This window comes from Streptomyces sp. NK15101, from assembly GCF_020400725.1.
Taxonomy (GTDB): Bacteria; Actinomycetota; Actinomycetes; order Streptomycetales; family Streptomycetaceae; genus Streptomyces.
Window position 1 is genome coordinate 46497 of the sequence record NZ_JAINVG010000022.1, and the last position, 24166, is coordinate 70662.

Here is a 24166-nt window from a genome sequence, read left to right on the forward strand (position 1 = left end):
TCACCGGTCCAGGCTCTGGGCGAACTCGGAGGCCCAGTAGGTGATGATCTGGGTGGCGCCGGCGCGGTGGATGGAGGCGAGGCTCTCCCGGACGACCTGGTCGCGGTCGATCCAGCCCTTGGCCGCGGCCGCCTCGACCATGGAGTACTCGCCGGAGACCTGGTAGGCGGAGACGGGCACCTGCACGTGGTCGGCGATGAGCCGGACGATGTCGAGGTAGGCGAGGGCGGGCTTGACCATCACGAGGTCGGCGCCCTCGGCGACGTCGAGCGAGACCTCCAGGAGGGATTCGCGGATGTTGCCGGGGTACTGCTGGTAGCCCTTGCGGTCGCCGCGCAGGGTGGACTCGACGGCGTCGCGGAAGGGGCCGTAGAAGTGCGAGGCGTACTTGGCGGAGTAGCCGAGGATGGCGACGGACTGGTGTCCGGCCTGGTCGAGGGCCTCGCGGATGCGGCGGACCTGGCCGTCCATCATGCCGCTGGGGGCGACGATCTGGGCGCCGGCGTCGGCCTGGACGACGGCGGCCCGCGCGTACAGCTCGATGCTGGCGTCGTTGTCGACGTCGCCGTTCGCGTCGAGGACGCCGGTGTGGCCGTGGTCGGTGTACTCGTCGAGGTTGATGTCGCCGATGACGACGGTGGAGTCGCCGACCTCGGCGACGACGTCGCGCAGGGCGACCTGGAGGATGCCGTCCGGGTCGACGGCGCCGGTGCCGGTGGGGTCCTTGTGCTCGGGGATGCCGAAGAGGATCAGTCCGCCGACCCCGTTGGCGACGGCCTCGGCGGCGGCCTTGCGGAGGGAGTCGCGGGTGTGCTGGAAGACGCCCGGCATGGAGGGGATCTCACGCGGCTCGGTGAGGCCCTCGCGGAGGAAGAGGGGCTGGACGAGGTTGGCGGGGCCGACGCGGGTCTCGGCGGCGAAGCGGCGCAGCGCGGGGGTGCGGCGGAGACGGCGCGGGCGGTAGTAGGGGGCGGTGGGGTCGGTGGCCGCGGTGTTGCGGCCGTAGGCGTCGTACGTCATGGGCGTGACTCCCTCGAAGGCGTGGCGTGCGGTGCATGACGGTGGGGGTACGGGCGCGGGGCGGGGTGCCCGGCGCGCGGGGCGCGCGGGGCGCCGGACACGGCGTCTCTCCAGGGCACGGCGTCTCCCGAGGACACGGCATCTCCTAGAGCGCCGAGCCCAGGAAGACCTGCTCCAGGTGCTTGCTGACGGGCTCGTCGGGACGGCTGAACCAGTAGCCGTGGCCGCTGCGCTGGAAGAGCTTCAGCTCGCCCAGCTGGACGAGGGTCTCCGCGAGCTTCACGGCGAGGCCCGCGGGATCGATCACGGGCAGGCCGTGGAGCTCGTGGATGCCGAGGTGCCAGAGGATCTCGTTGGGGATGCCCTCGGCGGGGATGATGACCTCGGCGCCGGCCCGGGCGGCGCGCTCGGCGGCCGCCGAGTACACCTCGACGAACTCGTCGAAGTCGCCCTCCAGGGAGCGGTGCACGGAGTCCCAGCCGCCGGGCACGACCTCGTACGAGCTGAGCGAGGACTCCAGGCGGTACTGGCGGATGTTGGCCCTGATGGGCTCCTCCAGCGGCGGCATGAAGCCGAGGACGCCGAAGCGCTGGCCGGTGAGCGCCGAGAGGAAGAAGGCCGTCTCGCCGTAGCCGAGGGTCGGGATGGAGGCGAGGTGGCGGGCGTCGCGCAGGCCGGGGTCCTGGCCGGCGGCGATCACCCAGGCGTCGTAGCCCTCCCGCTCCGCGACCAGCGCGGACTCGGAGAAGTGCCGGCTGAAGAGCACCTGGGCGGAGTGGTGGCCGACGAGGCCGAAGGGGGTGCGGTCGGGGTACGTGTCGGCCGGCAGGGTCTTGATGTCGACGGTGGTGCCGGGCGCGGCGATCGCGTCGAGGTGCTCGCGGTACCACTGGTCGAGCAGCGGCAGGCGTCCCTCAACGGTGTGCTTGTGAAACCAGATCCGCATGTGCGTCACCTTTCAGGGGTCGTGGTGCGACGTCGAGAAGTGATGCCTTGAGCAGGTAGTCGGTGGCGGCGCGGGGATCCGCCGCGGTGTTCCTCAGGTCGGCGATCCGGGCGCGGAGTTCGGCCGGGCTCTCCAGGCCGGCCGTGCGGGCCTCGCTGCGCGGGATGACGGCCGTCTCGACGACGGAGCGTCGGTGGCCGAGGGCCGTGTCGAGGGGTGCCTCGTCCCCGGTGCCCTCGTGCAGGACCGCGGCCAGGGCCCGGCCGGTGTCCACGGCGTCGTGGATCCCGCAGTTCATGTTCAGGCCGCCGGCGGTGGACGTGAGGTGGGCCGCGTCCCCGGCGAACAGCACCCGGCCGGCCCGGTAGCGCGGCAGCAGGAACCGGGCGAGCCGGTAGGTGTGCGCCTCGTCGATCCGTACGGCCCGTCCGGCGGCGCCCGGCAGGGCCCGCTCGACCCGGGCCCGCACGGCCTCCGGCGCGAGCACCTCGTCGCGGGGCGTGCCGCGCCGGACGCGGAAGATGAGCCGCCAGTGGTCGGGCATCCCGAGCGCGCTGAACGAGGCCCGCGGGTCACGGACGTAGGTCAGCGGGGCGAGCCCGGGGACCAGTTCGTCGAGCGGGGAGGCGGTGACCACGCGCAGCGCGTAGTCGGGGTACTCCACGGCCGTGCCGGGCAGCCCGACGAGCTCGCGCAGCCGGCTCCGGCTGCCGTCGGCCGCCAGGACGTACGGGTGGCGGCTGTCGGTGGCCCGCCCCGCCGCGTCCTCGGTGCGCAGCCGCACCCCGTCGCCGGTCTCGCCGGCTCCGGTGACGGTGGCACCGAACCGTACGTCGGCGAGGCCGGTGGCGGTCAGCGCGTCGAGCAGCAGGGGGGTGAGCCGGGCCTGTTCGACGTGGAGCCGGTAGGGGTGGCGGGTGTGGCCGGCGAGCAGGGCGTAGTCCAGCTCGGCGTGCACGCCGCCGTCCAGGTCGCGCCACTGGACGCGGTCGACGGTGCGCCCCTGCACGCGCAGGGCGTCCGCGACGCCGAGCTCGTCGAGGAGGTCGAGGGTGGCGGGGTGGAAGGTGGAGGCGCGGGACTCGGTGGCCAGTCCGCTGCCGGCCTCCAGGACGGTCACCGGGATCCCGGCGCGGGCCAGGACGAGCGCGGCGGTCAGTCCCACCGGCCCGGCGCCGACGACGGCGACGGGCCGCCGGGGCGCTCCGCGGCCGCTCACGGCACGGCCACGGCGGCGGTCCCGGGGGCAGCGGCACGGCTGCCGGTCTTCTCGGCCAGCCGGCGCAGCAGCGGGTGGGCGTCGGGACCGTCGGCCGGGAGGCCGAGGGTGTCGCGGGCCCACCAGGCGCTCGCCAGGTTGGAGGTGAGCAGGGTGCGCCCGCTGTCCCGGCCGAGCTCGGCGAGCGCGTCGAAGGTGAACATGCCGGTGCCGGTGAACAACAGGGTCGCGTCGTCGGGGAGTTCGGCCTCCCGGACCTGGGCGACGAGTTCGTCGGTGGTCACGTCGTACGGCGAGAAGCGCGCGCCGGCCCGGATCTTGACGATCCGGTCGACCGTGAGCCCGGCCGACTCCCAGTAGGCGTGCGAGAGTTCGGTGAGCCAGGGCTCGTACGGCGAGACGAGCACGAGCCGCTCGGCGCCCACGGCCCGCGCGGTGTCGAGGATGGCCAGGGCCGCGGACCGTACGGGTGCTCCGGCGCGCTCGGAGAGTTCCGCGCAGAGGGCGCGGTCGCCTTCCGGGGTGAGGAGGTAGTGCGAGCCGGTGCAGGAGACGACGGCCGCGTCGAGACGCAGTCCGCCGAAATTCCGCAGGACTTCGGGGAGCACGTCGTTGTACTTCTCGAGCCGGCCGCGCAGGTCCTTTCCGGGAAGTACCGGGAATCGCGAGGTGTGGACATTGAATTCTGGGCTTACGAGGCTGCCGATCTCGGGTTCGGCGGCGGCGTTTCCGGACGGAACCACCACACCGAGCCGCGGCGCCGATTGCAGAGCCATGAACGAGTCTCTCCCATCCGCCGGTGCCATTGACATCACCGTACGGGCGGGGCGGCCCGCACATCGATACGGGAATCCGCACCCCTTCACGGGCGCCGGAAATGCGAACGGCGCCGCACCGTGAATACGGTGCGGCGCCGCCGACAGGAATACGGAATTCAGCTCGCCCGGGCCGCCTCGGCGACGAGTTCGTCGATCTTCGCGCGGCGGGTCAGTCCGCCGTTCACGGCCCAGTTCCCCTCCGGGATCTCGTTCACGACGAGCCAGACGACGGTGTCGGGTCCCGTCGCCCCGTGCACGTGCCGGGTGACCTCGACGGACAGCGCCTCGTTCCGCTCGGGGGTGAGGAAGCCCTCCAGGGGCGTGACGACGACCAGGACGCCCGGCGGCCGGCCGGCGCCGGTGGTCGCCAGCCCCTTGGCGGCCTCGCGGACGTACACCCAGGTGGCGGCGGCGAAGAATTCGGTGCGGGGCAGCTCCATGGCCGTCAGCACGGAGTCGGCGACCTGCCGCTGCAGGACCTCCGCGGCGGCCTCGGTGAGGGTGCCCTCGGGAACGGTTATCTCGACCAGCGGCATGGTGACTCCCTTTCGTCTGCTGGTGGGACGGACGGATCAGCAGGCCAGCGCGGCTTCGAACCGGTCGATGGCAGCGGCCAGTTGGGCGCGCCTGCGGATGTCGAGCTTCCGGTAGATCCGGGTGATGTGCAGCTCCACGGCCCGGGTGGAGACCGTGAAGGACTCGGCGATCTGCTTGTTGGTCAGGCCGTCGAGCATCATCGTGGCGATGCGCCGCTCGTGGGCGGTCAGCTCCTCACGGGCGCTCGGCGGGGCGAGCGGCGCGACGGGTGCCGGCACGCCCCCGCGTATTCGCTCGTGGGTCCCGGCGCCTCCGGTGGACCGTTCGAGGCCGGCCAGCACCACGTGGCCCATGACGGCGTTCCATTCCCGGACCCGCAGCTCGCCGATGACCTGCGCCTGCGCGTACGGGTCGGCGTACAGCACCCGTAAGAGCGTGCGGCGGTCGGGGGCCTCGCAGACCAGGAACTCCCCGGTGCCGTCCCGCCAGGGACCGCCGCCGAGCAGGATGCCGCGCTCGGCCATTCTTTTCCAGTAGGCCCGGTGAGCCTCTCCGAAACTCAGCCGGTCCGTCTCATCGGCACGGAAAACGAGTTCGACCACAAAAGCCACGTGCGACTCCCCCATAAAGGCCGGATGTTTCCACTTGCGACGCTACCATCCACCGCCCGCCCATTGAATGAACACAATGTTGCGGACGACGGCCCGGTCTTTCCTGGGATTCCGGCCGGTCTGGGTTCCGGGAGAATGACGCCCACCCGGCCGCCGAGAACGGCCGGGTATCGCCTTGCGGTGCCGAATTTCGACGGTGCCCGGCTAGTCGGCCGCCGCCGGCGCCGGTACGGGTGCGGCCCCGGGAGCCGGTTCGGCCGCCGGCTTCGGCTTGCGCCGCAGGAGGCCGGTGGCGGCGAGCACCGCCACCGCGCCGAGCCACACGGTCCAGCCGAGCGGTTCGCGCAGCACGACGGCACCGAGCACCACGGCCACCGCGGTCATCAGATAGGTGACGGTGGAGGCCACCGTGGGCCCGTCCTTGATGATCAGCTCGAAGTTGAGCAGCGCGGCGAAGCCGGTGCAGACCACGCCGAGGACGAGGACCGAGATCACCGAGTCGGCGCGCCAGGTCACGGTCTGGAGGCCGAGGAACGGGAAGGCGGCGAGGAGCAGCACGGTCGCCGCGCCGAGCTGCCCGCCCGCCAGCATCAGCGGCGGAATGCCCCTGCCCACGAGGAACTTGCCCATGTACGCGAAGCTGGCGCCGAAGCTGACCGAGCCGAGGACGAAGCAGAGGATGCTCCAACCGGTGCCCGCCGAGGCCGCGTTCCAGGGCGAGGCGATGAGCGCGGTGCCTCCGAGGCCGAGCAGCACACCGCCCGCCTTGAACCCGGAGACCCGCTTCTCCTGGCCGAGGAGCAGGGCGGCCGCAAGGGTCCAGATCGGCGCGCTGCCGTTGACCACGGCGGCGACGCTGCTGGAGCCGGCGATCTCGCCCTCGGCGTAGAGGGTCCAGGGGACGGCGTTGCCGAGGAGCGCGGCGACCGTCAGGTGCCCCCAGGTGGCGGGCTCCTTGGGCAGCCGGAGCCCCTTCGCGTACCCGATGGCGAGGATGACGACGGCGCCGAGGGCGAGCCGGATCAGCACCATCTGCACGGGCGAGAAGCCGTATCCGGCGATCTTGATCCACAGGAAGACGGAGCCCCAGATGAGGCTCAGCGCGGCCAGCCGCGTGTACGTGGCTTTGGACATGGGTGTTCCCGATCCAGGAGGAGAGAAGTCGGAGGAGGGGCGCGCGAAGTGGTCCGCGGTACGGGAAAGAGCCTCGCAGCGGCGGCCGGACGGGTCCAGCAACGGCTCGTGGACGGTACCTTCCACGAGCCGTGGAGAATGGCGTTCCGCCTGGTCAGGCGGCGACGGCGGCCCGGGCCACCGTGCGGAGCGCGTCCAGGACGGCGGCGATCTCCGGGGAGGTCTGGCTGCCCTCACGTACGGCCGCGAAGACCGTGCGGGACGGGGCCTGTTCGCTGAACGCGCGGATCGTCACCTCGGGCCGCGGCGCCGGCTTGGCCATCCGCGGGACGAGCGCGACCCCGAGGCCGAGCCGCACCGCCGCCAGCGTGGCGTCCCAGTCGCCGATGGCGTGGGAGGCCTGCGGGGTGAACCCGGCGGCGGTGCAGGCGGCGACGCCGATGTCGTGGCACATGCCCGTCGTCGCGAAGATCCAGGTCTCCTCGGCGAGGTCGGCGAGGAGCAGCCGGGGGCTGCCGAGGAGCCGGTGGCCCTCCGGCAGGGCGATGTCGAAGGGGTCCTCGCAGAGCGCGACCCGGTGGAACCGCGCGTCGAAGCGCCCGTCCTCGCCCGCGGCTCCGGGGCGGTGCGCGGTGTCCGCGGAGATGACGACGTCCGTCTCCCCGCGGTGCAGCATGGAGAAGCTCTCCGGCGGGTCGACCTCGGCGAGCGAGGTCCGCAGGAGCGGCCGGCTCTCCCGCAGCCGGGCCACGGCGGGCAGGATCAGCGCCGAGAGGGTGGTGGAGAAACCGGCCACCGCGACCTCGCCGCGCTCGCCGCTGCCGTGCGCGGCGAGCTCCGCGCGCATCTGCTCGACCTGGGTGAAGACGGCGTCGGCGTGCCGGAGCACGATCCGCGCCGCGCCGGTGAGGCGCAGCCGGCGCCCGGACGGTTCGGTGAGCGGAACGCCCAACTCCCGTCCCAGGGCGCTGATCTGCTGCGAGACGGCCTGCGGGGTGAGGTGGAGGGCCTGGGCGGCGGCGCTGACGGTGCCGCGCTCGCTGAGCTCCCTGAGCACGCGCAGCTTCCGCAGGTCCAGATCGGCCACGTCCCGCACCCCTCCCCCTCTCTCCGCCGGCGTCTCGTCATCGTACGCAGCCGGCGTCCACGTCGATGACCTCCTTGACCAGTGCCTCCAGGACGTCCAGGTCCCGGGCCGTGCGGCCCGGTTCCCGCCGGTCGCCCGGGTAGGTGGGGTCGAGGACGACGGCCCGGGCGCCCAGGTCCTGGAGGAGTCCGAGGTCGTCGGCGATCTGCGCCCGGGTGCCCTCGCCGAGCAGCCGGCCCGGGCCGAGCGGACAGGACGTGACCCGCAGCTTGATCCGGGGACAGAGGCCGGGCACCGGCAGTTCCTGCTCCTCGGCGACCTGGCGGAGCGTGGGCAGTCCCACGCCGAGGAGCCAGTCGCCGGAGACGGAGGTGGGGTGCCAGGCGTCGCCGAGTCGGACGGCCCGGCGCAGCGCTCCGTAGCTGTGGCCGCCGACCCAGACGGGCGGGCCGGGTCGCTGCACGGGCAGCGGCCCGGTGTGGACCTCGCGGAAGGAGACGTGGGCGCCGTCGAAGGAGGCGACCTCGTCGGCCCAGCAGGCCTTGATCGCGGCGAGGTACTCGTCGCTGATGGCGCCGCGCCTGCGGTACGGGACGTCGAGGACCGCGAACTCCCGCGCGGCCCAGCCGGCCGCCGCGCCGAACACCAGCCGGCCGTTGCTGAACCGGTCGATGTTGGCGGCGACGCGGGCGGTGTGCACGGGATGCCGGTACGGGAGGATCGTCACCGTCGTGCCGAGTCCCACGGTCCTGGTGACGCCGGCGAGCCAGGCGAGGGTCGCGAAGGGGTCGTAGAACGGGGCGGGGAAGAGGTGCTGGACGTCCGGGGTGAGCGCCACGTGGTCGGAGACCATGGCGTAGTGGTAGCCCATCGCCTCGACCCGCAGCGCCCAGTCGGCGAGGGCGTCGGGGGTGGCTTCGGGGCCGTAGTTGGGCAGATTGACGCCGAATTTCATGAGGCGTTCCTTTCGGGGGCCCCGTCCGCGGTCGCGTCCGCGGCTCCGGCCCCGTGGGCGTGGTCCGGGACGTGCGGTCCGGTCCCGTGGGCGTGGTCCTGGAGGAGTGGGCCGGTGACGCGCCGGGCCACCGCGAGGTGGAAGAGGACTCCCGCGAGCGCCGCCGCGGCGGCCAGGAACGGAAGCCGGCCGGCGTCGAGTCCGTGGGCGAGGGCGAGGCCGCCGAGCGCGGAGCCGACGGCGCCGCCGAGGTAGGTGGCGGAGCTGTTGAGGCCGACGGCGGCGGCCCCGGAAGCCGTCCCGTCGAGCAGGCGGTGCTGCTGCGGGACGACGAAGGCCCAGCCGACCGCACCCCAGACGAGCAGGGGCAGCAGGACGAGACCGGGCACGGCGCCGGTCCACGGCAGCAGCGCCAGGGCGGCGCCGAGGACGCCGAGGAGCACGACGGCGAGGCGGGCGGGCCGTCCCGCACGGTCGACGAGGGTTCCGGCGAGGAGGCTGCCGCAGACCCCGCCGAGGCTCCAGACCCAGAGGTACGGCACCGCGCTGTCCGCGTCGGCGACGCGGCGCAGCACCGGTTCGAGGTAGGTGTAGAGCCCGAGGCTGGCCACGGTCTGGGTGAAGGTGACGGCGACGACCACGGCGACCCGGGGCCGGGCGAGGGCGCCGATCCGGGCCCGCAGCGAGGGCGCGGCGGCTCCCCGCACGGGCGGCAGCGCCGTCGCGGTGCCGAGCAGCGCGGCCAGGCCGAGGATGGTGATCAGCCACAGGGCGGCCCGCCAGCCGGAGCCGGCCGCGACGAGCAGCCCGAGCGGCACGCCGAGCACGGTGCCCGCGCTCATCCCGCCGAGGACCAGGCCGAGGGCGCGCCCGCGCCGCTCGGGCGGGACGAGCGCGACGGCCGCGGTGGCCGCCGCGGGGGTGAAGAGGCCGGCTCCGGCTCCGGCGAGGGCACGGCTGCCGAGGAGCGCGGCGTACGAACCGGCGAGCGCCGTCCCGGTGTTGGCGAGGACGAAGACGACGAGTGCGAGGACGAGGACCGTGCGGGTGCCCCAGCGGGCGAGGACGGCCGAGAGGAGCGGCGCGGCCAGTGCGTAGCAGAGGGTGAAGGCGGTGACGGACTGGCCCGCCAGGGAGACGGAGACGTCCAGGTCGGCGCCCATGTCCGGGAGCAGTCCGGCCATCGCGTAGGCGTCGGTCCCCATGGCGAAGGAGCCGAGTGCGAGCAGGCCCACCGCGCGCGTGCCGCCCATCACACCCCCTTGTGGTCGTCGTACGGAACGGTCCTCGGGACGCTACTGACCGGGCGTCCCTCCCGCAGCCCACGGCGCCGAAGAGGGTTCGGGGTTCCGCAGCCTCCGGCCGCCGCTCCTCTCGGATCGGCCGGTCACCGGCCTACGGTGGATCTCTCCAGGAACCCTGGCTCTGCTCTCCAGGAGGGAGTCCACCGTGCTCGACCTGTCCGTCATCAACGCGATGTTCCCGCCCGATCTCCCGGAACCGGCCGACTGGGAGCGGCGGTTCGGGCCGCGCGCCCTGCCGGACGGCGCCGAGGTCACGCGCTTCGCCCCGAGCCCCACCGGACACCTGCACATCGGCGGCCTCTACACGGCGGCCGTGGCCCGGGCGCTCGCCCACCAGTCGGGCGGGGTGCACGTGCTGCGCGTCGAGGACACCGACCGGTCCCGGCAGGTGGCGGGCGCCGCCGAGGAGTTCTCCCGGCTGCTCGGCGCCTTCGGGCTCGCCCCGGACGAGGGGGGTGCCGCCGGGGACGGGGCGTGGGGGCCGTACCTCCAGTCGGAGCGCCGGGACGTCTACCTCAGCCATGTGCGGGAGCTCCTGCGCCGCGACCGCGCCTACCCCTGCTTCTGCGGCAAGGAGCTGCTGGCCCGGAGCGCGGAGGAGCAGCGCGCGGGCCGCTCGCCGCTGGGCTATTACGGGCGGTGGGCGCCGTGCCGGACGCTGGCGCCGGAGGAGGCGGCGCGGCGGCTCGCGGCCGGCGAGCCGTACGTGGTGCGGTTCCGCTGCCCGTACGAGTTCCCCGGCCGGGTCCGGTTCTCGGACCGCATCCGGGGCTCCGTCACCATGCAGGACAACGGCAACGACATCGTCCTCCTGAAGTCCTCCGAAGGGGAACTACCGCTTCCCACCTACCACTTCGCACACGTCGTGGACGACCGTCTGATGCGGGTGACGCTGGTGGTGCGCGGCGAGGAGTGGCTCTCCTCGACCCCGGTCCACCTGCAGCTGCACACGGCGCTCGGCTTCGAGCCGCCCTCGTACGCGCACCTCGCCCCGCTCATGAAGGCGGAGGGGCCCTCGCGCCGCAAGCTCAGCAAGCGCAAGGACCCCGAGGCGTCGGTGGACTACTACCTGTCCGCCGGCTATCCGCCCGCCGCGGTCCAGCACTATCTGCGGGGTCTCGCCAACGTCCGGCTGATGGACGTGCCCACCGCCGAGGCCCTCGCCGCCGACGTCCGGCTCGACGGCATGCGCCCCTCGGGGCCGCTGCTCGACCTGCCCAGGCTGCACTCGCTGAGCCGCGAGTTCATCGCCTCGCTCACCCCCCGGGAGCTGTACGGGCAGCTGCTCGCCTGGGCGCGGGAGTACGACCCGGAGCTCGCCTCCGTGCTCGCCCGCCACGAGGACCTCGCCCTGGCCGCCGTGGCCACGGGCCGGCCGGAGGGTGCGCCCGCCCGCAAGGACCTGGAGCGCTGGTCGTGCTTCCGCGACCGGTACGGCTTCTTCTTCGCGGAGCTCTTCGGCCCGGTGCCGGCACCCGGGGACGACCGCTACGGCGGCCTTCCCGAGGACCTGGTGCGGGAGATCGCCGCCGGGTTCGCCGCCGTCTCCCCCGGCGAGTGGTTCGCGAGGCTCGGGGAGATCGCCGGGCGCCACGGCTTCGCCCCGGACACCGCCTCCTGGCGCCGGGACCCGGACCGCTGGGCGGGGCCGCCGAGGACGGTCGCGAACGTGGTCCGGGTCGCGCTGACGGGCGCCACCCGCAGCCCGGACCTCCTCGCCGTGGCCCGCGCCCTGGGCCGGGACGAGGTGGTGCGCCGCCTCACCGCCGTGGCGGGGTGAGACGGCGGACGGCGGCTGCTCCGGCGCGGGCTCCGGGCCGGGGCGCGGACGCCCGGCGCGGCCGGCGGCCCGGGGAGGCCCTTGTCGCCGGAGCTCGCGGGCGCGTCCGCCCCGGCCGGGGTCGTGCTGAGGGGGCCGGGCTGCGGCGCGGTGCCGCTTCTCTGCCTCGGGCACGGGTCCGGTGCGCCGGAGCGGACGGTCGGGAGGGCGTGGGAGGGCCCGTCGACGACGGCGTGCGGCCGGTGGCCGTCCTTCTCGCGAACGAGCCGGCCCTCCGCCCGTTCGGGGCTCGGTCTGGGGCCGGCGGCGAAGGTGCGGGCGGAGCGCTCGGCGCCGCGGCGATGTCACGGGGGCATGGGGGATCCCTTCGGGGCGGAGGGGGTTGCCGGGCTCGGACGGGGACGCCAGGGACGGGCAGGGGACTGCCTTCAAGATCACCGAGCGTGTCGACGCTAACCGCCGGGACCCCCGCGGCCCGGCAGGACACACGGCGCGGCGCGCGCCGACAGGCCCGCTCACCACTTCGGCGGAGCGCACTGGGGCCGCGCTCGGGGCCGCGCTCGACGACGGCCCGGTGACCGGCCGGGCGCCGACGCGGTCGCCCGGCTCGGCGACGGCTCCACGACGGCGCCCACGGGCACGACCGCGGCGCTGCCGCCGGACAGCGGCGTCCCCCTGTCGCGACGACGGTGACGGGCGAGTCCGGCCTCGTCCGCTGGCGGGCTCTGCCGACGCCCCGCAGGCCCGCGCACCCGCACCGGCCTCCGGCACGGGCGCCCCGTCACGGGCCCGGTCCGGGTCTCCGCACCGCCGAGCCTGGCCAGAAACGGCGGCGAGCTGGCAGGATCGCTGCATGCTCCCCTCGCTCTCCCGTGCCGCCCGCCGCCGTGCCCTGGCGGTCTCGGCCGCGCTGCTCGCGCTGTGCGGGGTGCTGGTGTGGTGGCTCGTCCCCTTCGGCTCCCCCGCCCCGAGCGGCTCGGTCACCTTCAGCACGGGTGTCCCCACCGGCGTCTACCAGAAGTACGGGGAGCTCCTCAGGAACGCCCTGGCGCAGGACCTGCCCGAGGTGTCGATAACCCTCAAGGACAGCGAGGGCTCCCAGCAGAACCTGGCCAGGGTCGCCACGGGCGAGGCCGACTTCACGGTCGCGACGGCCGACGCGGTGGCCCAGTACCAGCGCGAGCGCAGGCCCGGTTTCGAGCGGCTGCGCGGCTGCGCACGGCTCTACGACGACTACGTGCAGCTCGTCGTGCGCAAGGGCTCCTCGCTCCAGAAGGTCCAGGACCTGCGCGGGCTCCGGGTCGGGGTGGGCCAGGCCGGATCCGGCGTGCGCCTGATCGCCGACCGGGCCCTGGCCGCCGCGGGCCTGACCCCCGACCGGGACGTCCGGCCGGTCTCGGCGGGCATCGACACGATGCCGGGCCTCCTGGAGCGGGGCGAGCTCGACGCCTTCTTCTGGTCGGGCGGCCTGCCGACCGATGCGGTGCAGAAGCTGTCCGAGCGCTTCCCGGTCCGGCTGATCCCGCTGGACGCGCGGCTGGTAGAGCGGCTGCACGACGTCGGCGAGTCGACCCGGTACTACCGGTCGGCGGTGATCCCGGCGGACGCGTACGCGAAGGCGCAGGACGGGCTGGAGGTCGAGACCCTGGCGGTGGCGAACCTGCTGGTCACCACGGTGGACGCCGACGAGGACCTGGTCGAGGGCTTCACGCGTACGGTGATCAGGAGCCGGGACGGGATCGGCCGCCAGGTCCACCCGGCCCAGCTGGTGGACCTGCGCACCGCCGTCTACACCGAGCCCCTGACGCTCCACGACGGCGCCCGCCGCTACTACCGCTCGGTGAAGCCCTGACAGGGCCTAAAGCGTGTCCCCCTCCGCCGGCGCGCGCCGGGGGACGGTGACCGTCACCCGCAGGCCGTGCGGTTCGTTCGGGGCGAAGGTCACGCCTCCGCCGCCCGCCGCCAGCAGGACGCGCGCGATGGAGAGGCCGAGGCCCGAGCCCTTGACGTTCTGGTGCCGGCCCGAGCGCCAGAAGCGGTCGCCGACCCGGCCGAGCTCCTCCTCGGTGAGGCCCGGCCCCCGGTCGGCGACGACCACGGCGACGGTCGACGGGTCGGGGACGACCGTGACCGTGACCTCCTCCCCGGCGGGGGTGAACTTCAGCGCGTTGTCGATCACCGCGTCGAGGGCGCTGGAGAGGGCCACCGGGTCCGCCCAGGCGGTGACCGCCCCGCACTCCCCGGTCAGCGTGACGCCCTTGTCCTCGGCGACCGGGCGCCAGGACGCGACCCGCTCGGCGGTGAGCGCGCCGACGTCGGTGAGCCGCAGTTCGGCCGCCGCGTGCTCGGCGAGCGCCAGGTCGAGGAGGTCGTCGAGGACCTGGGCGAGGCGCTTGCCCTCGGTCCGCACGGAGGCGATCTCCTCGTTGCCCTCGGGGAGCTCCAGGGCGAGCAGCTCGATCCGCAGGAGCAGCGCGGCCAGCGGGTTGCGCAGCTGGTGGGAGGCGTCGGCGACGAAGGCCCGCTGCTGTTCGAGCGCGTCCTCGACGTTGTCGGCCATCTCGTTGAACGAGCGGGCGAGGCGCCGCAGTTCGGGCGGCCCGCCGGTGGCGGCGACGCGGGAGTTCATCCGCCCGGTGGCGATGTCGTGGGTGACGGCGTCGAGGACGCGGACGGGTCGCAGCACCCAGCCGGTGAGCCGGAAGGCGGCGCCGACGGCGAGCAGCATCGCGGCGGCCTCGCCCGCGAAGATCAGCAGCCAGCCGCGCAGGATGCGGGAGCGGAGCTGTCCGGTGGGCGAGTCGGTGACGACGACGGCGACGACGTCACCGTCGCGGACGACGGGGGAGGCGATGGTGAGCCGGGCGTCCGGATGCCAGGGCCAGACCTGGGGCGGGTCATGGCTGCGGCGCCCGAGCAGCGCCTCGTTGAAGGCGCGCCTGCCCTCCCCTTCGTACGGGACGACCCAGTCCTCGGGGGCGGCGGCCATGGCGCGGTTGTCGCGGTAGAAGATCCCGGCGCGGATGCCGTACACGTCGTGGTAGCTGGCGAGTTCGCCGCCGAGGGTGGCGCGCCGCTCGTCGGTGCCGGCGCTGCTCTCGCCGACGAACTGGGCGAGGGCGGCGAAGCGCGCGGCGTCGTCGAGCCGGTCGACGACGACCCGCTGCTGCTCGGACGCGGCGAGGCTGGCGGCGAGCGGGAAGCCGAGGGCGAGCAGCACGCCGGCCATCAGCACGATGAGCAGCGGGAGGAGTCGGGTGCGCACGTCAGGGCCGTCCGGGGAGAGTTACGCGGCGGGGGCGACGAGGCGGTAGCCGACGCCCCGCACGGTCTCGATCAGGGAGGGCATCCGCAGCTTGGAGCGCAGGGAGGCGACGTGCACCTCCAGGGTGCGGCCGGTCCCCTCCCAACTGGTGCGCCAGACCTCGCTGATGATCTGCTCGCGGCGGAAGACGACGCCGGGCCGCTGGGCGAGGAGGGCGAGCAGGTCGAACTCCTTGCGGGTGAGCGGGACGCTCTCGCCGTCGACGCTGACCCGGCGGGTGGGCAGCTCGATGGTGACGGGGCCGAGCCGCAGCACGGTCCCGTCGGCGGCGCCCGCGCTTCCGGCGGTCTCCTCGGCCCCGGTGCTGCGCCGGCTGACGGCGTGGATGCGGGCGAGGAGCTCGCCGGGGTCGTAGGGCTTGACGACGTAGTCGTCGGCGCCGAGGTTGAGCCCGTGGATGCGGGAGCGCACGTCACCGCGCGCGGTCACCATGATCACCGGGGTGGCGGTGAGCTTCCGGATGCGGCCGCAGACCTGGTAGCCGTCCTGGTCGGGCAGGCCGAGGTCGAGCAGGATCACCCCGTAGGAGGGCCGTTCGCCCTGGGCGGTGGGCAGGACGGCCTGGAGCGCCTCCTCGCCGTTGCGGGCGTGCGTGACCGTGAAGCCGTGCTTCGCGAGGATCGCGGAGAGTGCGGCGGCGACGTGGTCGTCGTCCTCGACGAGCAGCAGTCGCATGCGTACCTCCTCCGTGATGGTTCCGTGGTGATGTGCCGATGGCGGCTCTCTGTGTACCAGGTGCTACCAGGGCATGAACACCGAACACGGGTGTCGTAGTCAAGTGTCCCCCTGTGACGTCGCCGTTTCCGTTATGGACCCGGTACGGCAGAGGCGTCGCCTTCACGCACTGTGTCCGTTCGCGGCCGTATCGTTATCCTCAATTTCCGCTCAGATGTGATGACGCTCGTCACATCGGGTCTCTAGTGTCCTCCCCAACCGAGGAGGACGGAGCAAGAGGCCGATGAGCGGAGAGTCAGTGTCCAAGAGTCCCGAGGCCACCCCGCGTGCCGCGGACGACCTGGTCGTGCTGTCCGACGTGAACAAGCACTTCGGCGCGCTGCATGTCCTCCAGGACATCGATCTGACGATCGCCCGCGGCGAGGTCGTGGTCGTCATCGGACCGTCCGGGTCCGGCAAGTCGACGCTGTGCCGCACGATCAACCGACTGGAGAGCATCGACTCCGGCACCATCACCATCGACGGCAAGCCGCTGCCGCAGGAGGGCAGGGAGCTCGCCCGGCTGCGTTCCGACGTCGGCATGGTCTTCCAGTCGTTCAACCTCTTCGCGCACAAGACGGTGCTCGAGAACGTGATGCTGGGGCAGATCAAGGTCCGCAAGACGGAGAAGAAGGCCGCCGAGGCCAAGGCCCGGTCCCTGCTCGACCGGGTCGGGGTCGGCACCCAGGCGGACAAGTACCCCGCTCAGCTCTCCGGTGGTCAGCAGCAGCGCGTGGCGATCGCCCGCGCGCTCGCCATGGACCCGAAGGTGATGCTCTTCGACGAGCCGACCTCGGCCCTCGACCCGGAGATGATCAACGAGGTCCTGGAGGTCATGCAGCAGCTGGCCCGGGACGGCATGACGATGGTGGTCGTGACCCACGAGATGGGCTTCGCGCGCTCCGCCGCCAACCGCGTGGTCTTCATGGCCGACGGACGCATCGTCGAGCAGGCGACGCCCGAGGAGTTCTTCAGCAACCCGCGCAGCGACCGGGCCAAGGACTTCCTCTCCAAGATCCTTCACCACTGAGCGAGTTCGGACCTATTCTTCCCAACTCACGCCTACTCAAGGGACTCACCACCATGAAGCTTCGCAGCGCCTCCGCCGCCGCCGCGGCCGCCGTCGTCCTCGCCCTGACCGCCACCGCCTGCGGCAGCGGCTCCGACTCCGGCAGCAACGGCGACAAGATCAACATCGGCATCAAGTTCGACCAGCCGGGCCTCGGCCTGAAGACCCCGGACGGCACGTACGCCGGCTTCGACGTCGACGTCGCCAAGTACGTGGCCAAGGAGCTCGGATACACCGAGGACAAGATCGCCTGGAAGCAGGCGCCGAGCGCCGAGCGCGAGAACCTGATCAAGAACGGTGACGTGAAGTTCGTCGTCGCCAGCTACTCGATCAACGACAAGCGCAAGAAGGAGGTCGACTTCGCGGGTCCGTACTTCCTGACCCACCAGGACCTCCTCGTACGCGCCGACGACAGCTCGATCACCAAGGTCGAGGACCTCAACTCCAAGAAGCTCTGCTCGGTCACCGGCTCGACCTCCGCGCAGAACGTCAAGGAGAAGCTCGCCCCGAAGGCCGACCTCCAGCAGCTCGGCGGCTACTCTGAGTGCCTCACCGGCCTGGAGAACAAGGCCGTCGACGCCCTGACCACGGACGCCTCGATCCTCGCGGGCTACGCCTCGCAGAAGGAGCACCAGGGCAAGTTCAAGCTCGTCGGCCTGAAGATGAGCGACGAGAACTACGGCATCGGCCTGAAGAAGGGCGACGACGAGCTGCGCGGCAAGATCAACAAGGCGCTGGAGAAGATGGTCTCCGACGGCACCTGGGAGAAGCTCGTCAAGCAGCACTTCGGCCCCTCCGGCTACAAGTACGAGCCCGCGCCGAAGGTCGAGAACTGACCCACCCCGCCTCCACGGTGACGGCCGCCCCGCGCGCGGGCGGCCGTCGCACCGGCACCGGCCGCCCGCGCGGCGGCCTCCACACCGACCGACCACCAGGGGAGAGCGCGGGGCATCGTGTTCGACTTTCTTGATTCCGGGCAGTACGACCTGCTCGGCGCCTTCTGGGTGACGGCTCAGCTCGCCCTCTACTCGGCGATCGGCTCGCTGGTCTGGGGCACCGCCCTGGTCGCCATGCGGGTCAGCCCGGTCCCGCTGATGCGGGGCTTCGCCACCGCGTACGTGAACATCGTCCGGAACACTCCGCTGACGGTCGTCATCGTGGCCTGCTCGCTGGGCCTCAACCAGACCCTCGGCATCAAGCTCGGCGGCGGCGACTTCGAGGAGATCGGCTTCCGCCTCGCGATCCTCGGCCTCATCGCGTACACCGGCACCTTCGTCTGCGAGGCGCTGCGCTCGGGCATCAACACCGTGCCGCCCGGCCAGGCCGAGGCGGCCCGCGCCCTGGGCCTCGGCTTCACCCAGGTCCTCGGTCTCGTGGTGCTCCCGCAGGCCTTCCGCGCCGTGGTGGCCCCGCTGGCCAACGTCCTCATCGCCCTCACCAAGAACACCACCGTGGCGGCGGCCATCAGCGCCGCCGAGGCCGCGTTCCTGATGAAGGAGATGATCGAGAACGAGGCCGACGCGCTCTTCGCCGTCTTCGCGGTCTTCGCCTTCGGCTTCATCGTCCTCACCCTCCCCACCGGCCTGATCCTGGGCTGGGCGGCCAAGCGACTGGCGGTGAAGCGATGAGCTCCGTCCTGTACGACACTCCCGGCCCGCGCGCGAAGCGGCGCAACGTCGTCTACACGATCGTCTTCCTCGCGGTCCTCGCCGTGCTGGCCTGGTGGGTGCTCGACGCCCTGAACGCCAAGCACCAGCTGGACGCGGCCAAGTGGAGCCCGTTCGTCACCGACTCCGAGGTGTGGACGACGTATCTGCTGCCCGGCCTCACCGGGACCCTCCAGGCCGCCGCGCTCTCCATCCTGATCGCGCTGCCCCTGGGCGCCGCCCTCGGCATCGGCCGGCTCTCCGACCACCGCTGGGTACGGGTGCCCGTCGGCGCGCTCGTGGAGTTCTTCCGCGCCATCCCGGTCCTGCTCCTGATGATGTTCGCGAGCGCGGTGTACGCGCGGTTCACGACCGTCAGCTCCGACTTCCGCCCGCTGTACGCGGTCGTCACCGGCCTGGTGCTCTACAACTCCTCCGTCATCGCCGAGGTCGTCCGCGCCGGCGTGCTCTCGCTGCCCCGCGGCCAGGGCGACGCGGCCGTCGCGCTCGGCATGCGCAAGGGCCAGACCATGCTGTACGTCCTGCTGCCGCAGGCCGTGACCGTCATGCTCCCGGCCCTGGTCAGCCAGCTCGTCGTGATCGTCAAGGACACCGCGCTCGGCGGCGCCCTGCTCGGCTTCGAGGAGCTGCTCAGCCAGAACCGGCAGATCACGGCCAACTACGGCGCCAACACGATCGCCACCCTCACGGTCATCGCCCTGGTCTACATCGCCCTCAACTCCCTCCTCACCACCCTCGCGAGCCGCCTGGAGAAGCGGCTGCGGCAGGGCAGGAAGTCCCCCTCCGTGACTCTCCCCGCCCAGGCGGGAGCCACCGAGGTGAAGTCGGACGCCGTCAGCGGCGCCTGACTCCGAAGGCCGTCCGCGGGCCTGTGGGGGCCTGCGGAGGGCCTTCGTGGACCGACCGGGGTGGGCCGGAGCGGTACTGACCCGAGGTCGGCCGCACCGCGCCCACCCCGTCGCTTGACGCGGGCACCCTCAGTGGGTTGCATACGGTCTGTGATCAACCACCGGGCTCGTGCCACACTCAGCTGTGCTGCCCTCATGACCGTCCGGCCTTCAGGAGCCGCGCCGTGGACCCGGTGATCATCGTGGGCGCGGGGCCGGTCGGCCTCGCGCTCTCCCTCGCGCTCGCCGCGCAGGACGTGCCCAGCGTCGTCCTCGACGAGGGCACCGGCAAGGAGGAGTCCCGCCCGGCCCGGAGCGTCGTCCTGCGGGCCGACATGGCCGCGATGGTCGAGCGGCTCGGCTGCACGACCCTCCGTGACGAGGGCGTCCGCTGGATCGGCTGGCGCGGCATGCGCCGCCGCCAGGAGGTGCGCCGGCTCACGCTCGACCTGGGGCTCGGCGGCACGGAGGAGTGGTCCGAGGACCCGGACGCGCCCGCCTCCCCGGCCGCCCCGCTGCACATCCCCCAGCACGCCCTGGCCCGCGGACTGCGCGACGCCATCTCCCGGCAGAAGCTGATCCGGCTCGTCACCGACTCCCGGCTCGACACCGTCGAGCAGGACCGGGACGGGGTCGTCGCCCACACGCGCGGCCCGGAGGGCACCTGGTGGCGCGGCAGCCACCTCGTCGGCTGCGACGGGGCCCGCTCGACCGTGCGCAAACTGCTCGGGATCCGCTTCCCCGGCCGCACCGCGGTGGAACGGCACGCCGTGGCCGCGCTCCGCACCGAACTCCCCTGGCCCGGCGAGGCCCTGTTGCACCGTCAGCCCCCGTGGCGCGGCGCGGCCGAGGAGATCACCGCGCGGCCGCTGCCCGACGGGGTGTGGCGGATCGACTGGCTGCTGCCGCCCCGGGGCGACCTGGTCACCCCGGACGCCCTGGTCGCCCGCATCCGCGAGACCCTGGCCGGCTGGTGCGACGGCGTGACGCCCCCGTACGAACTGATCGACACCGGCGTCCACACCCTCCACCACCGGCTCGCCCGCCGCTGGCGGGTGGACCGGGTCCTCCTCGCCGGGGACGCGGCGCACCTGCTCGGCGCGGTCGGCACCCAGGGCCTCGACGAGGGGCTGAGGGACGTGGACAACCTCGCCTGGAAGCTCGCCCACGCCTGGCACCACGGCGGCTCGGACCGGCTGCTCGACAGCTACCAGAGCGAGCGGCGGACGGCCGTCGCGACCCGGCTGCGCGCCGCCGACCAGTCGCTGCCGGTGCTGCGCGGCGGCGGGGGCCTGCGCACGTACCTCCCCGGGGCCGCGCGCGGCCACGACGCCCTGCTGACCGACGGGCACGTGGGGCGCGGCCCGCTCGGCGCGCCCCCGGCGTACCCCCACTCCCCCCTCGCGCCCCCGTACACCGAGGGTCAGACGCCCGTCGGCACCCCGGCGGGCGCCCCGGTCGAGGACGTCCGCGTGACCGCCCCCGACGGCACGACCGTACGGCTCCGGGACCGGCTCGGGCAGGGCCGTCTCCTGGTCCTCCTGGTCGCGCCCGGCACCGGTGTCTGGGACCGGCGCCACTGGCGGAGCGCGGGTGTGATGCCCCGGCTCGAAGAGGCGGTCCGGGCGCTGCCGGCGAAGGCCGAGGTCCTGGTGACGGAGGCCTATCCGGGGGCAGCGGCCCACGCCGTCCTGCTCGTACGGCCCGACGGGCACCTCGTCGCCTCCTTCTCCGGGGTCCGCCCCGAGGAGCTGTACGCGGCGGCCGACGCGGCCCGGGGCGGCCCGGCCGGCGAAGGGGCTCCCGCCGAGGAGGCCGCGGACGTGTCCGTGGAGAGCGACCGCACGGCGGACATGCATTGATTCCCGCGGGCGCGCATGGTGTACTCCGGAGCGTGACCGACACCGATGTGCGCCTGTGGCGGAGGGTCCACATGGACCTCCTCCGCTATGCGGGCTGCGTGTGTCGCCCGTCCTGCTGATCTCGCCCCTTTCCCCGCGCGCGCCCCGCCACTGACGCACGTCCGTGTGCCGTGTGCCGTCGCGCGCTCTTTCGCGAACCTCAGGACGGTCATCCGTGCCCCAGCACGTCTCCTCCCTTCCCCCTGCCCTCCCCTCCTCCCCTTCCCTCCCAGCCTCTCCCGCCTCCGCCTCCGCCTCCGCCCCGACCTCGGCCGAACTCCTCGACTTCGTCCGGCGTACGGCGGCCGACCGGGAACTCGTCGACTCCCTGCCGCTCGACCCGGAGGGCCGTACCTGGGCGCGGCTCGACGGCCCCGGCGGCAGCGAGGCCTGGCTCATCGGCTGGCCGCCCGGCACCGGTACCGGCTGGCACGACCACGCCGAGTCGCTGGGCGCCTTCGCGACCGCCCGCGGCACGCTGACCGAGCACTCGCTCGCGGTCCGGCTGCCGGCGAGCGGCTGGAAGACCCTGGAACTGGCCGACGGCCTCGACCGCTCCCGGCGGCTGCCGGAGAACACCGGCCGCGCCTTCGGCCGCCACCATGTGCACGAGGTGCTCAACGAGTCCACGGACACCCACGCGGTGTCGGTGCACGCCTACTATCCGCCGCTCCCGCTGATCCGGCGGTTCAGCCGGACGGGCGCGGTGCTCCGTCTGGAGCAGGTCGAGCGTCCGGAGGACTGGCAGTGAGCGAGGAGCGGGTGGGCATCGACGAGCTCCTGGAGCGGGTCAGGTCGGACATCGACCGGATCGAGCCCCGGGCCGCCTACGAGGCGTACGAGGCGGGTGACGCGCTTCTGGTGGACACGCGCTACGCGGCCCTGCGGGAACGGGACGGTCTGATCCCGGGCGCACTGGTCGTGGAGCGCAACGAACTGGAGTGGCGGCTCGACCCGCTGGGCAGCCACCGCGCGGTGGAGGCCGACAGCCACGACCTGCGGGTGGTGGTCCTCTGCAACGAGGGCTACGCCTCCTCCCTCGCGGCCGAGTCCCTCCGCCGCCTGGGTCTGCACCGGGCGACGGACCTCATCGGCGGCTTCCAGGCCTGGAAGGCCGCCGGCCTCCCGGTCCTCCTCCCGACCGCCCGCACCTGAGCCCGCCCCACCTCGGCACGGCCCGGCCGACGAGCCCTCCGCCGCTCGCACGCCCACTGACGGAGGTCTCCAGCCCCCGCGGGCGGGCGACCTGACGACCCTTCTGTCTCACACACGCGGCTCGACGAGTCCCCCTGTTCCTCGCCCGCGGCCCGACGAGCCCTTCTGTTTCACCCGCGCGGCCCGACGGATCGCTCCGTCCCCGCGCGCGACCTGACGGGTCCTTCTGTCCCCCCGCGGCAGAAGGACCCGTCTCAGAAGGGCTCGTCCAGGCCGTCCGTGTCCTCGCCCTCGGCCTCCAGCGCCTGGCGGACGACCCGGAGGGCCATGCCCTCGGGGTACCCCTTGCGGGCGAGCATCCCCGCGAGCCGTCTCAGGCGCCGGTCGCGGTCGAGGCCACGGGTGGCGCGCAGCTTGCGGTCCACGAGCTCGCGCGCCGTGGCCTCCTCCCGCTCGGAGTCGAGCTGGTCCACCGCCTCCTGGATGAGGGTCGGCTCGACGCCCTTGGTGCGCAGCTCCCGGGCGAGTGCCCGGCGGGCGAGGCCCCGGCCGTGGTGACGGGACTCCACCCAGGCCCCCGCGAAGGCGGCGTCGTCGATGAGACCGACGTCCTCGAAGCGGGAGAGGACCTCCTCCGCCACCTCGTCGGGGATCTCCCGCTTGCGCAGCGCGTCGGCGAGCTGCTTGCGCGTGCGGGGGTTCCCGGTGAGCAGGCGCAGGCAGATCGCGCGCGCCCGCTCAGCCGGATCCTGGGGTGACAGCTCCTTCTCGGCCCTCGACGAGTCGGGGCTGTCACCCGGCCATTCGGTGCGACCGGTCACCGGGTCAGCTCTTGACCGCGGTGGCCTTGGTCGCCTTCGCGGTCTTGCTCGCGGCCGCCGGGACGCTCTTGGCGTCGTCCGCGCCGGCCGCGTCGGTGGCACCCGCCGCGTCCGGACCCGGCTCGGCCGAGGGAGCCTCGGGCCGGACTCCGACGCCCAGCTTCTCCTTGATCTTCTTCTCGATCTCGTTGGCGAGGTCGGGGTTGTCCTTCAGGAAGTTACGGGCGTTCTCCTTGCCCTGGCCGAGCTGGTCGCCCTCGTACGTGTACCAGGCGCCGGCCTTGCGCACGAAGCCGTGCTCCACGCCCATGTCGATCAGACCGCCCTCGCGGCTGATGCCCTGGCCGTAGAGGATGTCGAACTCGGCCTGCTTGAAGGGGGGCGCGACCTTGTTCTTGACGACCTTGACGCGGGTGCGGTTGCCGACCGCGTCCGTGCCGTCCTTGAGGGTCTCGATCCGGCGGATGTCGAGGCGCACCGAGGCGTAGAACTTCAGGGCGCGGCCACCGGTCGTGGTCTCCGGCGAGCCGAACATCACGCCGATCTTCTCGCGGAGCTGGTTGATGAAGATCGCGGTGGTCTTGGACTGATTGAGCGCGCTGGTGATCTTCCGGAGGGCCTGGCTCATCAGGCGGGCCTGGAGACCCACGTGCGAGTCGCCCATCTCGCCCTCGATCTCCGCACGCGGGACGAGCGCGGCGACGGAGTCGATGACGATCAGGTCGAGGGCGCCGGAGCGGACGAGCATGTCGACGATCTCGAGGGCCTGCTCGCCGTTGTCGGGCTGGGACAGGATGAGGTTGTCGATGTCGACGCCGAGCTTCTTGGCGTACTCGGGGTCGAGGGCGTGCTCGGCGTCCACGAAGGCGACCTGGCCGCCGGCCTTCTGGGCGTTGGCCACGGCGTGCAGGGTCAGGGTCGTCTTACCGGAGGACTCCGGTCCGTAGATCTCCACGACACGGCCGCGAGGCAGACCGCCGACACCGAGGGCGACGTCGAGGGCGGTCGATCCGGTGGAGATCACCTCGATCGGCTCCTGGGTACGGTCGCCCATACGCATCACGGCGCCCTTGCCGAATTGGCGTTCAATCTGTGCGAGCGCGGCGTCGAGCGCCTTCTCGCGGTCGGTTCCTGCCATGGGTTCCACCCGGTTTGCTTGAGTCGATCGCTTCATGTGAAAGACGCTAACCCCTGCCACTGACAATGGGCCCCGACG

The 24166-nt window shown here is 73.1% G+C and carries 24 protein-coding genes; 10 read left to right on the forward strand and 14 right to left on the reverse strand.

Annotation, left to right across the window (positions count from 1 at the left end):
• The 10 genes from hemB to K7G60_RS14750 form a co-directional block, all read right to left on the reverse strand.
• Positions 1 to 1020, reverse strand: a complete 1020-nt coding sequence (gene hemB, locus K7G60_RS14705) for a porphobilinogen synthase (RefSeq protein WP_225801339.1) — start codon at positions 1018 to 1020, stop codon at positions 1 to 3.
• A 145-nt stretch (positions 1021 to 1165) separates the two neighbouring features.
• Complete coding sequence (locus tag K7G60_RS14710; protein WP_116158486.1) at positions 1166 to 1966, reverse strand: aspartate/glutamate racemase family protein; 801 nt, start codon at positions 1964 to 1966, stop codon at positions 1166 to 1168.
• Positions 1935 to 3185 carry an FAD-dependent oxidoreductase gene (locus K7G60_RS14715; protein ID WP_225801340.1) on the reverse strand — a complete coding sequence of 417 codons (1251 nt, stop codon included), beginning with the start codon at positions 3183 to 3185 and terminating at the stop codon, positions 1935 to 1937. The genes K7G60_RS14710 and K7G60_RS14715 overlap by 32 nt, the downstream gene beginning before the upstream one ends.
• Positions 3182 to 3793 carry an arylmalonate decarboxylase gene (locus K7G60_RS14720; RefSeq protein ID WP_308081102.1) on the reverse strand — a complete coding sequence of 204 codons (612 nt, stop codon included), beginning with the start codon at positions 3791 to 3793 and terminating at the stop codon, positions 3182 to 3184. Before K7G60_RS14720 ends, K7G60_RS14715 begins: the two co-directional genes overlap by 4 nt.
• A 326-nt stretch (positions 3794 to 4119) precedes the next feature.
• Complete coding sequence (locus tag K7G60_RS14725; RefSeq protein ID WP_225801342.1) at positions 4120 to 4539, reverse strand: hypothetical protein; 420 nt, start codon at positions 4537 to 4539, stop codon at positions 4120 to 4122.
• A gap of 36 nt (positions 4540 to 4575) precedes the next feature.
• Positions 4576 to 5166 (reverse strand): LuxR C-terminal-related transcriptional regulator, encoded by a 591-nt coding sequence (locus K7G60_RS14730; RefSeq protein ID WP_225801343.1) that lies wholly within the window; start codon positions 5164 to 5166, stop codon positions 4576 to 4578.
• 189 nt (positions 5167 to 5355) lie between these two features.
• Positions 5356 to 6285, reverse strand: coding sequence for a DMT family transporter (locus tag K7G60_RS14735; RefSeq protein ID WP_225801344.1), 930 nt, complete (start codon positions 6283 to 6285; stop codon positions 5356 to 5358).
• A gap of 154 nt (positions 6286 to 6439) precedes the next feature.
• A complete protein-coding gene (locus K7G60_RS14740; protein ID WP_225801345.1) occupies positions 6440 to 7372 on the reverse strand; it encodes a LysR family transcriptional regulator in 933 nt (310 codons plus the stop codon).
• A gap of 37 nt (positions 7373 to 7409) precedes the next feature.
• On the reverse strand, positions 7410 to 8327 hold the full coding sequence (locus K7G60_RS14745; RefSeq protein ID WP_225801346.1) for a TIGR03619 family F420-dependent LLM class oxidoreductase: 918 nt from the start codon (positions 8325 to 8327) through the stop codon (positions 7410 to 7412).
• On the reverse strand, positions 8324 to 9580 hold the full coding sequence (locus K7G60_RS14750) for an MFS transporter (protein WP_225801347.1): 1257 nt from the start codon (positions 9578 to 9580) through the stop codon (positions 8324 to 8326). The genes K7G60_RS14745 and K7G60_RS14750 overlap by 4 nt, the downstream gene beginning before the upstream one ends.
• Before the next feature lie 196 nt (positions 9581 to 9776).
• On the opposite strand from K7G60_RS14750, the gene K7G60_RS14755 reads away from it, so the two are divergent.
• Positions 9777 to 11411, forward strand: a complete 1635-nt coding sequence (locus K7G60_RS14755; RefSeq protein WP_225801348.1) for a glutamate--tRNA ligase — start codon at positions 9777 to 9779, stop codon at positions 11409 to 11411.
• A gap of 853 nt (positions 11412 to 12264) precedes the next feature.
• Positions 12265 to 13263 (forward strand): TAXI family TRAP transporter solute-binding subunit, encoded by a 999-nt coding sequence (locus K7G60_RS14760; RefSeq protein WP_225801349.1) that lies wholly within the window; start codon positions 12265 to 12267, stop codon positions 13261 to 13263.
• Positions 13264 to 13269: 6 nt separating this feature from the next.
• Here the strand turns inward: K7G60_RS14760 and K7G60_RS14765 are convergent, their stop codons facing one another.
• Both K7G60_RS14765 and K7G60_RS14770 read right to left on the reverse strand, forming a co-directional pair.
• Positions 13270 to 14676, reverse strand: a complete 1407-nt coding sequence (locus tag K7G60_RS14765; RefSeq protein ID WP_225801350.1) for a HAMP domain-containing sensor histidine kinase — start codon at positions 14674 to 14676, stop codon at positions 13270 to 13272.
• Between the two features lie 21 nt (positions 14677 to 14697).
• The gene (locus tag K7G60_RS14770; RefSeq protein ID WP_225801351.1) at positions 14698 to 15411 is read right to left on the reverse strand and encodes a response regulator transcription factor; all 714 of its coding nucleotides are present in this window, start codon (positions 15409 to 15411) and stop codon (positions 14698 to 14700) included.
• Between the two features lie 283 nt (positions 15412 to 15694).
• On the opposite strand from K7G60_RS14770, the gene K7G60_RS14775 reads away from it, so the two are divergent.
• The 8 genes from K7G60_RS14775 to K7G60_RS14805 all read left to right on the forward strand — a co-directional run bounded on the left by K7G60_RS14775 (position 15695) and on the right by K7G60_RS14805 (position 22129).
• Positions 15695 to 16480, forward strand: coding sequence for an amino acid ABC transporter ATP-binding protein (locus tag K7G60_RS14775; protein ID WP_308081107.1), 786 nt, complete (start codon positions 15695 to 15697; stop codon positions 16478 to 16480).
• 53 nt (positions 16481 to 16533) lie between these two features.
• Complete coding sequence (locus tag K7G60_RS14780) at positions 16534 to 17355, forward strand: glutamate ABC transporter substrate-binding protein (protein ID WP_225801352.1); 822 nt, start codon at positions 16534 to 16536, stop codon at positions 17353 to 17355.
• Between the two features lie 117 nt (positions 17356 to 17472).
• Entirely contained in the window at positions 17473 to 18147 is a 675-nt protein-coding gene (locus K7G60_RS14785) for an amino acid ABC transporter permease (protein WP_225801353.1), read from the forward strand.
• A complete protein-coding gene (locus K7G60_RS14790; protein WP_225801354.1) occupies positions 18144 to 19034 on the forward strand; it encodes an amino acid ABC transporter permease in 891 nt (296 codons plus the stop codon). Before K7G60_RS14785 ends, K7G60_RS14790 begins: the two co-directional genes overlap by 4 nt.
• A 224-nt stretch (positions 19035 to 19258) precedes the next feature.
• On the forward strand, positions 19259 to 20935 hold the full coding sequence (locus tag K7G60_RS14795) for an FAD-dependent monooxygenase (protein ID WP_225801355.1): 1677 nt from the start codon (positions 19259 to 19261) through the stop codon (positions 20933 to 20935).
• 47 nt (positions 20936 to 20982) lie between these two features.
• Entirely contained in the window at positions 20983 to 21054 is a 72-nt protein-coding gene (locus K7G60_RS39395; RefSeq protein WP_310851512.1) for a putative leader peptide, read from the forward strand.
• Between the two features lie 95 nt (positions 21055 to 21149).
• Positions 21150 to 21725, forward strand: a complete 576-nt coding sequence (locus K7G60_RS14800; protein ID WP_225801356.1) for a cysteine dioxygenase — start codon at positions 21150 to 21152, stop codon at positions 21723 to 21725.
• Positions 21722 to 22129, forward strand: a complete 408-nt coding sequence (locus K7G60_RS14805; RefSeq protein ID WP_225801357.1) for a rhodanese-like domain-containing protein — start codon at positions 21722 to 21724, stop codon at positions 22127 to 22129. Before K7G60_RS14800 ends, K7G60_RS14805 begins: the two co-directional genes overlap by 4 nt.
• Positions 22130 to 22383: 254 nt before the next feature.
• Here K7G60_RS14805 and recX read toward each other — a convergent pair whose 3' ends face one another.
• Together recX and recA are read right to left on the reverse strand one after the other, a co-directional pair.
• Complete coding sequence (recX, locus tag K7G60_RS14810; RefSeq protein ID WP_041131564.1) at positions 22384 to 22950, reverse strand: recombination regulator RecX; 567 nt, start codon at positions 22948 to 22950, stop codon at positions 22384 to 22386.
• A gap of 4 nt (positions 22951 to 22954) precedes the next feature.
• A complete protein-coding gene (recA, locus tag K7G60_RS14815) occupies positions 22955 to 24088 on the reverse strand; it encodes a recombinase RecA (RefSeq protein WP_225801358.1) in 1134 nt (377 codons plus the stop codon).
• Positions 24089 to 24166: the final 78 nt, after the last annotated feature.